Raw genomic sequence first — 11,681 nt, forward strand, 5'->3', positions numbered from 1 at the left:
GGAAAGGCATCGGGGTGACGCGGTGATCCGCGAAGACGAGTTGACGTCGGGGCCGAGGTTGACGCCGCGGCTGGACGTGGCGGCGGTGGGCAGTGCCTCGCAGTTGGCGGGGATGCGGGCGGAGTGGAACTCGCTCTTGGACGCGAGCACGGCCGGTCCGTTCAACGCGTGGGAGTGGCTGTATCCGTGGTGCCGGCGCATCGCGCCCGACGTGCGGCCGCTGGTGCTGACGGCGCGCGACCGGCTGGGCACGCTGGTGGGGCTGCTGCCGCTGGGCCTGGAGCACCGCTGGGTGAACGGAGTGCCGGTGCGGCGCCTGGGCTTCCTGGGTGAGACGCACGTGGGCAGCGACTACCTGGACGTGGTGGCGCGCAAGGGCCGCGAGGCGGAGGTGACGCGGGCGTTCTTCAACGTGCTCCAGGGGCTGCGCGACGAGTGGGACGTGCTGGATTTGACGGACCTGCGCGAGGGTTCGACGACGCTCGGCGTGGCGCGCGAGGTGTTTGGCGACGTGCGCGTGACGGAGCGCTACGTGTGCCCGTACGAGACGCTGGTGCCGGGCGAGCCGTTCGATGCGTTCTTGAAGCGCACGGGCCGCCGGGACAACTACCTGCGCCGGCGCAAGTGGCTGGAGAAGCAGGACGGTTACCGCATCGAGCGCACGGACGCGCCGGGCCAGCTGGCCGGGCCGATGACGGACTTCTTCCGGCTGCACGCGCTGCGCTGGTCGTCGGATGGCGGCTCGCAGGGCATCAAGGGCGCCGGGGTGGAGGCATTCCACCGGGACGCGACGCAGTGGCTGGCGGAGCGGGGCCGACTGCGGATGTACACGATGAAGGTGGGCGGCCAGGCGGTGGCGTCCGTGTATGGCATCCTGCATGGCCAGACGTTCGTGTACTTCCAGTCCGGGTATGACCCGGCGTGGCGCAACCGCAGCGTGGGCCTGGTGCTGGTGGGCGAGACGTTCAAGGACGCCATCGAGATGGGGCTGACGGAGTACGACTTCCTGCGAGGCACGGAGACGTACAAGTCCGACTGGGTGTCGAAGCAGCGCCAGACGGTGTCCCTGCGCGCGCACGGCGCGGGCTTCGCGGGCACGTGGTTCACGCGCTCCGAGGAGTGGGCCCGCCAGACGCGCAACGCGGTCAAGGGTGTCCTGTCCGACGAGCTGGTGGAGAAGGTGCGCCGGTTCCGTCGGCGGAAGGCCGCGGTGAATTGACGCTTCGGGGCGGCGCGGCGGATCCTGGCGGGTGCCATGGAAAAGCTGCGCTGCGCCGTCCTGGATGACTATCAGGGGGTTTCCACGCGGCTCGCGGATTGGTCTTCCGTGAGCGGACAGGTCGAGGTGACGGTGTTCCGCGAGCACTTCTCCGGTGAGGAGGAGTTGGTCGCGGCGCTGTCGCCGTTCGACCTGCTCGTCGTGATGCGGGAGCGCACGCCGTTTCCGAAGGCGCTGCTCGAGCGGCTGCCACAGCTGCGGCTGCTGGTGACGACGGGGATGCGGAATGCGTCCATCGACGTGGCCGCGGCCACCGCGCGCGGCGTGACGGTGTGCGGGACGGCGAGCGCGACCGAGCCTCCGGTGGAGCTGACGTGGGCGTTGTTGTTGGCGCTCGCGAGGAACGTGGTGGGGGAGAGCACCGCGTTCCGGCAGGGCGGCCCGTGGCAGCACTCGGTGGGCGTGGACCTGCACGGGAAGCGGCTGGGGCTGCTGGGCTTGGGGAAGATTGGGAGCCGGGTGGCCCGAGTGGGCGCGGCGTTCGGGATGGACGTCGTGGCGTGGAGCCCGAACCTCACGGATGCGAAGGCAGGGGAGGTGGGGGTGACGCGGGCCGCGTCGAAGGAGGCGCTCCTGGAGACGAGCGACTTCGTGTCCATCCACCTGGTGCTGGGTGAGCGCTCGCGGGGGTTGGTGGGGCGCGTGGAGCTCGCGAGGATGCGGCCCACGGCGTACCTCATCAACACGTCACGCGCGGCCATCGTGGATCAGACGGCGCTGGTGGAGGCACTCCAGCAGGGTGTCATCGCGGGCGCGGCGGTGGATGTCTTCGAGACAGAGCCTGTGCCCGCGGACGACGTGCTGCGGAAGTTGCCAAACCTGCTCGCGACCCCGCACCTGGGCTACGTGTCCCAGGGGAACTACGCGACGTACTTCCGTGAAGCCGTGGAGGACATCCGCGCGTTCTTGGATGGCGCGCCCATCCGCAGGCTGGGGTGAGGTTCAGGGAAGGTTGTCTGGATAGCTGGTGAAGAGGGCGTGGAAGAGCGTTGTCTTCGGTGGGGATTTCCAGCCCACGAAGACGGGCGCTGGGTGGTTGGCGATGTCAGGGGGCAGCAGGCTCAGCCCCATCGTGTACTCCATGAGTCTCGCCATCGTGACCGCTGGCTCCACTGCGGGAGGCTCCAGATCGAGCTGCCGGAAGCTGCGGCGCTCGCCGTATTCAAACTGGACCCGATACACCGTGTAGACCGGCGCGATGATGCTGGCGCAGCCGACGTAGACCCAGTGCAGGCCGGAACGCTCACGGTCACGACTTGGATAGATGGCGCACCAGAAACATGCATCCGAAGATGTGGTGATGTTTCCGACGCTTTTCTCTGGGAACGCCGTTCTGAGTTGCTCGATCAGGACGTCCCAAGGCCCAGGCTCCGCCAGCTTCCTGCGCCATAGCGCATGGGTACAGCCGCTTCGGGGCTGGGTTCCTGATTGGGATCTTCCTGCGAGGGCCAGTAGGTTCGCGCGATCTCCAGCAGCTCCTCAATGGATGGAACCATGGCTACCTGCCTCCGTTGGTGGTTGGCCTTACAGGAGTCACCACCACGGGCTTGATACCCCCGTATCGCGGGCGATGCCGACGTGGAGGCACGCTGCCCGCCAGCCTCCTGGTTCCCCGCCGTTCCACTTCACTACGTCATGAAAGACGAAGTGACGGGGGCGCAGGGCGCCCTCCACATACGTCGCGGAACCGCCGGTCGCGCAGCCCGAAGCGATGACCCGCGTGACAGCGGCCTTCCAGAAGCCTGATGCACCCATGGCCCACCTCCAGGGGGGACACACTTCACGGGGCCGGAGGTCCGGCCCCTCACGACGCACAGCCTACTGCGGCTGCTGCGCGACCTCGGCCTTCAGCTGTGCGATGGCGGGGGCCAGCTGCGGGGGCTGCATGTTCTTGGGCACTTCCACCGTGAAGCGTTCGAAATGCTCAATCGCTCCGGCCTTGTCGCCCCGGCGCAGCGACAGGCTGCCCAGGAAGATGAGCGCCTCCTGCGCGTCCGGCCACGTGTCCACCAGCTCCGTCAGCTCCGCTTCCGCGCCCTGCAGGTCGCCCTGCGACGCCGCGCGCAGCACGCCCCGGTGCACCCGCAGCTCCACGTTGAACGGATCCACCGCCAGACCCTTCAGCGTCACCTTCAGCGCCTCGTCGAACTGCTGCTGACGGATGAGCTCGTGGCTCAGCATCGACGCGGCCTCCACGTCTCCCGGGTTCGACGCCAGCCGCTGGCGCGCCTGCTCCAGCTCGTCGTTCACCTCGGGCATCTGCGCCTGCTGCTGGGCCTGCGTCATGCCCGGCGGCGTCGCGCCCGTGCCCATCTGGCCCTCTTCACGCGGCTTCTGCTCGGAGACGAGCAGGTAGCCCAGCCCGCCGAAGAAGACCACCACGCCCGCACCCCACAGCGCGCCCACCATCTGCGGGTTGCGCGACGCCCAACCCGAGGGCGCCGGCACGTTACGCGCGGGCGCCTTCTCTCCTGCCGCCTGCCGCTTCTGGTGCTCGTCCTTCGCGCGCAGCGCCGCGGCCGCTTCCTTCTCCAGCCGCGCCTTCTCCGCCGTGTAGTGCTCCGCGGTGAAGTGGTGCTTCTCCGCCTCCAGCGTGCGCAGCTGCTCGATGAGCGACTGCGCCCGCTGCGCCAGGTCGTCCACCGTGCCGTCCGTCTTCGGCGTCGTGTCCGGCAGCGCGCTCCCCGTCTTCATCTTCATGTAGAGGAGCCACGCGGCCGCCAGCACGAAGGCGACCGAGAGGACGATGATTCCGGGCAACCAGTTGGTGGGCTCGGGCTGCATGGCTTAGCGCTCCAGCTCCCGGCGCACGGCCTGGAGGTAGGGGTCCGCTTCGTCCGTGGACGGCGCGGGTGTGGAAGGGGAGGGGACCGGCGCGGCTTCCGCGGTCGCGGCGCCCTCGGGCAAGGGCTGACGCTGCTTCAGGATGACGAAGAGGCCGCCCAGCACCAGCGCCACCGGGCCCAGCCACACGAACCAGTTGAAGCCCTCCGCGCGCGGCTCCAGCAGCACCCACTCGCCGTAGCGCGCCACGAAGTAGTCCACGATTTCGGTGTCCGTCTTCCCGGCGGAGACCAGCTCGCGCACCTTGTCCAGCTGCGCGCGCGCCATGGACGACGGGCTGTCCGCCACCGACAGGCCCTGGCACACCGCGCAGCGCAGCTTCTTCGCCAGCTGCTGCACCCGCGCCTCCTGGGCCGGCGCGAGCGGATCACTCGCGGCCTGCTGCGGCGCGAACTGCCCCGTGGCAAGGCTCAGGGCGAGGGTCAACGAGACGAGGACGGCATTCATCGGGGGCTCCAGCGGGGGCCGTCCCTAACTACCGCCCCCTGACGGGTATTGCACACGGAATCCTGGGCCGCACGCCCGCCGCCCGGGCAGCCCATCCGATGGAAGGCAAGGGGCCTAGCCCCGGTAGCCCGAGTCGGGCTCGGTCTCCAGGTCCTGGTCCGGGTCGTAGGGGTCGTCCTCGGGAGGCAGGAGCTCCGCCGGCTCGTCGCGGCCCAGCGCCTGGCGCACGGCATGGAAGCCCACCGCCCCCAGGTCCGCGAGGAACGCGAAGGGCCCCACCGCGAGCTTCACCCCCGCGAGCCCCCAGAGCAGGCTCACGCTCACCGCGCCCACCGGCGCCCACTTGAGGAAGGCCGGGCGCTCCACGTCCGGCCGCAGCGCCGCGAGCACGAGCACCGACAGGAGCACCAGCAGCGGCAGCTCCGACAGCGGCAGGTCCCAGCCCGAGCGCGACGCGACGCCGCCCCCCGCGCTGTAGAGCGAGTCATCCGAGGGCCGCGTCGTGGGAATCACGCGCAGTTCGGACGGGCCCCCGCGCACGCTGCCCGGCACCGGCGCGTTGTCCGGCAGCGCCGAGCCGTCCGCCATCACCTTGCCCCACGGCAGGAAGAGCGCCACCACGCACACCGCCACGCCCGCCAGCGCCAGCACCCTCGGGAAGCCCAGGAGTGAGCGCAGGTCGAAGTCGCGCGCAACACCGTCCGGCTCCGCGATGACCAGCTTGTACTGCTCCACGGCGATGAGCGCCGTCCCCGCCGCCCAGATGGGGAAGAGCAGGTTGAACCCGGACAGGAGCCGCACCGACAGCGCCACCAGCAGCAGCGTGAACGCGGCGGGGATCTCCGGCCGCATCAGCACCAGCGGCACCGAGTCCACCCAGCCCGGCGCGTTGCCGTCGCGGCGCAGCTCCCGCGCGACGAGCGACACGCTGCCCACCAGCGTCAGCAGCGTCCCCAGCACGCCCACGCTGGGGAAGAACGGCAGGATGGACAGCACCAGCGAGAACGCCACCAGCCCCACGCCCAGCACGCTCTGCGAGTGGCCCGGCACGTCCTTCAGCCAGCGGGGCCCCGTGTACGGATCCTCGTCCTCGAACTCCTCCGGCGGAGGCTGCGCCCGGGAGCCGCGCGGGGGGCGCGCGCCGCTGCCCTGCTGCCGGGCCTCCTCCTCCTCGTCCAGGATCTCCGCCGCGTAGGCCGGCTCGGACATGGGGCGGCTGGGGCGCTGGCTCTTGGCGCTGCTGGCGCGGGGCGGGGGCGCGGGACGCGCGGGCATCTTCGCGCCGCAGTTCTCGCAGTACATCAGGCGGACGTCCGCCGCGCTTTCACCGCACTCGGGGCACTGCATGGGGAGCCCACCTCGCTGGAGCAGGGGCCGGGGGAAGCCCTCGCGAACGACGCCGACAGATGGGACTTACTACGGTTTCCAGGCCTCCCGCGAGGCGGCCCCGGGACTCCCTCGCGGGGTTCCCGGGCGCCTGCCTTCCAAGCGGGCTTCGGTTGCCTCAGTCCCGGCGCGCGGCTTCCGCCGTCGGGGCCAGGGGCTGGGTCAGCTCCTGCACCCGGGTGGCCAGCGTCTTCGGGTCGATGGGGCCCACGTGCTTGCCGCGGATGATGCCCTGCGCGTCGATGAAGTACGTCTCCGGCACGCCCGCGACGCCGTAGTCCACCGCCATGCGCGAGCGCTCATCCATCAGCTGCGGGAAGCTCGCGCCCATGCGGCGCAGGAAGTCGAGCGCGTTGGGCTCCGTGTCCTCGAAGACGACGCCCATGAACACGGCCTGGGCGCCCAGCTCGCGCGCGCCCCACTCGAGCACCGGGTGCTCGTACTTGCAGGGCCCGCACCACGACGCCCAGAAGTTGATGACCACCGGGCGGCCCTTGAGGTCCGCGAGCTTCACGGGGTCTCCGCCGCTCAGGGGTTTCAGCGTGAAGTCCGGCGCGGCGGCGCCCTTCAGCATGAAGGGCACCTCGTGCGGATCGCGCCCGAAGCCCTGGAAGAGGACGAAGAGCAGCGCCGCCCCCACGGCGGCGAACACCAGGGGAAGCCGCCAGCGCTTCATGCCGCACCCCGCTCGGCGTCCGTGCCGGGGAGGGGAGGCGCCGCGCCCACCGGCGCCGCGTCCGTGCGCAGCACCGCCGCCCGGCGCGCGGGCCACACGGCGATGAGCGTGCCCAGCAGCAGGAGCGGCAGGCTGTACCAGATCCATCCCACCAGCGGGAACACCCAGACGTTGAAGCTCGCCGTGCCCGTCGTCTCGCTGAAGGCCATCAGCGAGATGTACAGGTCCTCCTTCGGCGACTCACGCACCGCGGGCGTGCCCACGGGGTCCGTGCTCCGCTCGTAGTAGTTCATGCGCGGGCGCAGCTCCCGCACGTCGCCGTTGGGCGCCGTCACCTCCAGGCGCGCGGCGACGAAGGTGCGGTGCGGCTCCTCGCCGCTGGACAGGCCCAGGTACTTCAGCTGGTAGCCGTCCAGCATCATCGTGCCGTCCTTCTTCAGCGTGCCGGACGTGTGCTTCACGTACGCGCTGGACGCCGCCACGGCGACGATGATGAGCACGATGCCCAGGTGCACCACGTAGCCGCCGAAGCGCCGGCGCGCCTTGCTCGTCGCGGTGGTCAGCGCCGTGACGAAGCCCTCCTTGCGCTCGGTCATGCGCACCCGCACCGGCACCACCAGCTCACGCAGGGTGATGAGGGTGACGAAGCCCGCCAGGCCGAACGTGAGCAGTGGGTACACCCCGCGCAGCCCCGCCGCGTAGCAGGCGAGGGTGATGGCCACGCCCACCGCCGCGGGGATGAGGAACTGCCGGCGCAGCGTGGCCTTGTCCGGCGTGCCCCACGGCAGCACCGGGCCCACGCCCATGAGGAAGAGCACCGCGATGCCGCCCGGCACCGCCATCTTGTTGAAGTACGGCTCGCCCACGCTCACGCGGATGCCGCGCACGGCCTCCGACACCAGCGGGTAGAGCGTGCCCAGCAGCACCGTGAAGGTGATGGCCACGAACACCAGGTTGTTCACCAGGATGCTCGCCTCGCGAGACAGCATCGAGGACAGCCGGCCCTCCGGCGCCAGCAGGTGGCCGCGCGTGGCCAGCAGGCCAATGCACACCACCAGCAGGATGGCGATGAACACGAGGAACGTGGGCCCGATGTCCGACTGGGTGAACGAGTGCACCGAGTTGAAGATGCCGGAGCGGGTCATGAACGTGCCCAGGATGGTGAGCACGAACGACGCGAGCGCGAGGCTCAGCGTCCACAGCTTCAGCATCCGCTTGCGCTCCTGCACCATGGTGGAGTGCATGAACGCCGTCGCGGTCAGCCACGGCAGGAACGACGCGTTCTCCACGGGGTCCCACGCCCAGTAGCCGCCCCAGCCCAGCACCGCGTACGCCCACCAGGAGCCCAGCACGATGCCCAGCGTGAGGAACATCCACGCGATGAGCGTCCAGCGCCGCAGGGGCGCCATCCACGCTTCACCAATCTCCCCGCGCAAGAGGCCCGCCACGGCGACGCCGAACGGCACCGTCATGCCCACGTAGCCCGCGTAGAGCATGGGCGGGTGGATGATCATCAGGAAGTGGTTCTGCAGCAGCGGGTTGGGGCCCGGACCGTCCGCCGGCACCGGCGACACGGCGCCCCAGGGGTTGGCGGGGCCCGCGATGAGGAAGGCGAAGAAGACGCCCACGGCCAGCATGGTGCCCAGCGCCAACTGCATGTAGCGCGCGTGCTCCTTGCGGTGCACCCAGGCGAACGCCGCCAGGTACACGCCCATGATGAGGCCCCAGAAGAGGATGGAGCCTTCCAGCGCGCTCCACAGCGACACGATGGTGTAGATGAGCGGCGTCGCGCGGCTGCCCACCTGGGCCACGTACTTCACGCTGAAGTCGTGGTTGATGAGCGCTTCCACCATCACCAGGTTGCTGCCGATCATGCACGCGGCGAAGCCCCACACCGCGCGCAGCACCCAGGGGTAGCTGGCGTCGTTGCGGCGCATGCCGCCCACCAGTCCCAGGATGGCGCCGAACGCGGCGAAGGCCAGGCCCGCGAGGACCAGCCCGTAGCCCAGCATTCCGTTCACGGCGCCCCCGGCGGCGTCGCGGTCGCGGTGGTGGCGCCTTCAGCCAGCGTGTCCTGCCACTTGCGCGGCTCCTCGCCTTCCTTGGGCGCGCGGTACTCGTTGGAGTGGTTCACCATCAGCCGGTTGGACGTGAAGACGCCGGACTTGTCGTAGGTGCCCTCCACCACGACGCCGATCTTCTCGCGGAACATCTGCGGGGGCGTCTCCAGCGAGCGCACGTGCACGCTCTTCGCGTTCGCGTCCGGGCCGTCCGCCACGCGGAAGTCCAGCGTGGTGTGGCCCTCGTTCCACTGGATGCTGCCCGGCTGCACCACGCCGCCCAGGCGGATGGTGGCCGTGTAGGCCTTGTCGCCGTTGGAGAGCAGCTCCGACGGGCTCCAGTAATAGACGAGGTTGTCCCCGATGTTGCCGAAGGCGATGAAGCCAAGGCCAGCGCCGGCGAAGAGCAGGGCTCCCAGCGCGATGAGACGGTTGCGATTGACGGGCGTCATGGGCTCACTCCTTCGAGTCGGTGGCGCGGGGACGGCGCGCCCAGAGGGACGCCGAGTAGAGCACGAAGGCGGCCACGGAGATGCCGTAGCAGGCCCACACATAGCCCCAGCCGCCCTGGAGCCGGCCGCTGCCCACCTGGGCCAGCAGCATCAAAGAGGTCAGCGAGGTCATGTTCAGGCCACCTTCGAGGAATGGGACGCGCGCAGCGCGGGGTCATCCGTGGGCAGCGCCTCCGGCAGCGCCACCTCCGCCTTCCGCTCCGCGAGCGCGATGCGGTAGCGGTGCACCATGAAGACGATGAGCAGCGCCAGCATGCCGAACGCCGACACGCGCAAGGGCAGCACCATCTGCGGGTCCACCGTCTTGGGGCTGGACTGCACCTGATGGAGGCTGCGCCACCAGCGCACGGAGAACCACACGATGGGCAGGTTGATGGCCCCGATGATGGCCACCACCGCGCTCCACACCGCGCGCTTCTCCGGGTCCTCCACGAAGCGCCGCAGCACCAGGTAGCCCGTGTAGGAGACCAGCAGGATGGCCTCCGACGTCAGGCGCGGGTCCCAGGACCAGTACACGCCCCAGGTGGGGCGGCCCCAGATGGAGCCGGTGATCATGCCGAGCGTGCCGAAGAGCAGGCCGACCTCCGCGGAGGCCTCCGCCATCGCGTCCGTCTTCCACGACTGACGCATCAGGTACGTCACCGCGGCCACGAAGTTGATGAACATGGCCATCATGGCCATCCACTGGAGCGGCACATGGACGTACATGATGCGCTGTACTTCGCCCATCTCGCGGTCCGGCGGCGCCCACGCGAGGCCCAACCACCAGCCCGCGCCCAGCAGCGCCAGCGTGATGGCTGGCAACCCGAACTTGACGAACTTGTTCATCCTTCAGTCCTCGATGACCCGGGGAAACAGCACGAAGCCCACGCCCCAGTAAATCAGATTGAACCCCAGCAGCAGCCCCTGCCATGAGCCCAGTTGCTGCATCGGGTCACCCTGGAGTACGAGCGTGGTCCCCTTGGCAGCGGAGAGGAGGGCCGGGATGACGAGCGGGAACAATAGCAGAGGCAGCAGCACATCCCGGGCCCGGGCATTGCTGGAGATGGCCGCGTACACGGTCCCCGGGGCGCTGAGCGCCAGGCTGCCCAGGACCAGGATGCCCGCCAGGTCACCGACCCCGGTGACGATGCGCACCCCATAAAGGGCCACCATCACCGGCACAAGCACGACCGCCAACGCCAGCAGCAGCAGGGCGTTGCCCAGCGCCTTGGACAGGAAGATGGCACGAGCGTCCGCCGGGGCCAGCCGCACGCCGTCCAGGCAGGCGTTCTCCGTCTCCACGCGGAAGGACTCGCCCAGGGACAGCACGCTGGCGAAGAGGATGGCCAGCCACAGGTAGCCGCCCGCGTTGCGCTCCAAGAGCTTCGTGTCCGGGCCCAGCGCGAAGGAGAAGAGCAGCAGCGTGGCCATGGCGAAGAACACCAGCGCGTTGAGCCGCGCGCGGGTGCGCCATTCGATGAGCAGGTCCTTGCGCAGGAGGACGAGCGTCGTCGTCAGCAGGCCGGGACGGCGCTTCGCGTTCGGGGCGCTCATGCCGCCACCGCCCGGCCGTCCTGCAGGTGCAGCCGCTCCTCGCACAGGCTCAGGCCCTGTTCGATGAGGTGCGTGGCCAGCACCACCGTGGTTCCGCCCGCCTTCAGCTCCGCGATGACGCCCTCCATGTCCTGGATGCCCTGGGGGTCCAGCTCACCGAAGGGCTCGTCCAGGAGCGCCAGGGCGGGGGCCTTCATCAGCAGCCGCGCGATGGCCAGGCGCTTGCGCATGCCCGCGCTGAAGCCTCGCACCGGGCTGTCCGTGCGGCGGGTGAGGCCCACGCGGTTGAGCAGCGCGTCCGCGACGTCCTGCGGCGCGTCCACGCCCAACAGGCGCCCCAGCACCATGAGGTTCTGCTGCGCGGTGAGGTCCTCGTAGAGGAAGCTGGCGTGGGACAGGAGCGCCACGTCGCGGCGCACCGCCTCACGGTCCGTCACGGCGTCCCGGTCCAGCACCTCCACCCGGCCCGCGGTGGGGCCGAGCGCGGTGGCGACGAGGCGCAGGAGCGTCGTCTTCCCGGAGCCATTGTGGCCGGTGAGCAGCAGGGAGCGGCCAGCGGGGAGCGCGTAGGTGAGCCGCGCCAGCGCCCACCTTCGCCCATAGCGCTTGCTCACGTCATGGAGGGCGAGCGCGGGCGCTGATCCAGAGGGGAGAGGGGGCATCGGCGGGCCGTTTCGTAGCCTTAAACCCCGTTGTTCACCAGTGAAACCCCTGGGGTCGCCCGCCGGAGGACAAGAAGTTTTTACGCCTGCTTCTTCCGCCGCTTTCGCCGGGGGACTGAAAGGTTTTCGCCACAGGTGGGCGCGCGACTGCCCTGGTACACCCAGGTACGACCTCCAAAGGGGCGTTCCTGCCCTCCAGGGCACGGGGTTTCCTGGGGTTACGGGTGATTTCCACCACCTACCTGCCCTGGCATCCAGCATGCACACAGGCGGCGCGGG

The 11,681-nt window shown here is 70.0% G+C and carries 13 protein-coding genes; 2 read left to right on the forward strand and 11 right to left on the reverse strand.

All coding sequences use genetic code 11. The annotated features are described in order from the left end of the window. The first annotated feature begins 22 nt into the window (after positions 1–22). On the forward strand, positions 23–1,219 hold the full coding sequence (locus tag ACX114_RS14785; protein ID WP_459298654.1) for a GNAT family N-acetyltransferase: 1,197 nt from the start codon (positions 23–25) through the stop codon (positions 1,217–1,219). A 36-nt stretch (positions 1,220–1,255) separates the two neighbouring features. Further along, entirely contained in the window at positions 1,256–2,218 is a 963-nt protein-coding gene (locus tag ACX114_RS14790; RefSeq protein ID WP_459298656.1) for a D-2-hydroxyacid dehydrogenase family protein, read from the forward strand. Between the two features lie 3 nt (positions 2,219–2,221). Here ACX114_RS14790 and ACX114_RS14795 read toward each other — a convergent pair whose 3' ends face one another. The 11 genes from ACX114_RS14795 to ccmA all read right to left on the reverse strand — a co-directional run bounded on the left by ACX114_RS14795 (position 2,222) and on the right by ccmA (position 11,402). Continuing rightward, on the reverse strand, positions 2,222–2,374 hold the full coding sequence (locus ACX114_RS14795) for a hypothetical protein (protein ID WP_459298658.1): 153 nt from the start codon (positions 2,372–2,374) through the stop codon (positions 2,222–2,224). A gap of 723 nt (positions 2,375–3,097) precedes the next feature. Continuing rightward, on the reverse strand, positions 3,098–4,063 hold the full coding sequence (locus ACX114_RS14800; RefSeq protein WP_459298660.1) for a tetratricopeptide repeat protein: 966 nt from the start codon (positions 4,061–4,063) through the stop codon (positions 3,098–3,100). A 3-nt stretch (positions 4,064–4,066) separates the two neighbouring features. Then, positions 4,067–4,570 carry a cytochrome c-type biogenesis protein gene (locus ACX114_RS14805; protein ID WP_459298662.1) on the reverse strand — a complete coding sequence of 168 codons (504 nt, stop codon included), beginning with the start codon at positions 4,568–4,570 and terminating at the stop codon, positions 4,067–4,069. Positions 4,571–4,684: 114 nt separating this feature from the next. Continuing rightward, positions 4,685–5,917: a zinc ribbon domain-containing protein gene (locus ACX114_RS14810; RefSeq protein WP_459298664.1), complete on the reverse strand. Its 1,233-nt coding sequence runs from the start codon at positions 5,915–5,917 to the stop codon at positions 4,685–4,687. Between the two features lie 157 nt (positions 5,918–6,074). Then, the gene (locus ACX114_RS14815) at positions 6,075–6,632 is read right to left on the reverse strand and encodes a TlpA family protein disulfide reductase (protein ID WP_459298666.1); all 558 of its coding nucleotides are present in this window, start codon (positions 6,630–6,632) and stop codon (positions 6,075–6,077) included. Beyond that, on the reverse strand, positions 6,629–8,653 hold the full coding sequence (locus tag ACX114_RS14820; protein ID WP_459298668.1) for a heme lyase CcmF/NrfE family subunit: 2,025 nt from the start codon (positions 8,651–8,653) through the stop codon (positions 6,629–6,631). The genes ACX114_RS14815 and ACX114_RS14820 overlap by 4 nt, the downstream gene beginning before the upstream one ends. Then, positions 8,650–9,144 (reverse strand): cytochrome c maturation protein CcmE, encoded by a 495-nt coding sequence (locus ACX114_RS14825; RefSeq protein ID WP_459298670.1) that lies wholly within the window; start codon positions 9,142–9,144, stop codon positions 8,650–8,652. Before ACX114_RS14825 ends, ACX114_RS14820 begins: the two co-directional genes overlap by 4 nt. Before the next feature lie 4 nt (positions 9,145–9,148). Further along, a complete protein-coding gene (locus tag ACX114_RS14830) occupies positions 9,149–9,316 on the reverse strand; it encodes a hypothetical protein (RefSeq protein WP_167510780.1) in 168 nt (55 codons plus the stop codon). A 2-nt stretch (positions 9,317–9,318) separates the two neighbouring features. Continuing rightward, positions 9,319–10,032, reverse strand: a complete 714-nt coding sequence (gene ccsA / locus ACX114_RS14835; RefSeq protein WP_459298673.1) for a cytochrome c biogenesis protein CcsA — start codon at positions 10,030–10,032, stop codon at positions 9,319–9,321. A 3-nt stretch (positions 10,033–10,035) separates the two neighbouring features. After that, complete coding sequence (locus ACX114_RS14840) at positions 10,036–10,740, reverse strand: heme exporter protein CcmB (protein WP_459298675.1); 705 nt, start codon at positions 10,738–10,740, stop codon at positions 10,036–10,038. Next, positions 10,737–11,402, reverse strand: a complete 666-nt coding sequence (ccmA, locus tag ACX114_RS14845) for a heme ABC exporter ATP-binding protein CcmA (RefSeq protein ID WP_459298677.1) — start codon at positions 11,400–11,402, stop codon at positions 10,737–10,739. Before ccmA ends, ACX114_RS14840 begins: the two co-directional genes overlap by 4 nt. Positions 11,403–11,681: the final 279 nt, after the last annotated feature.

Source organism: Corallococcus sp. M7, from assembly GCF_054512695.1.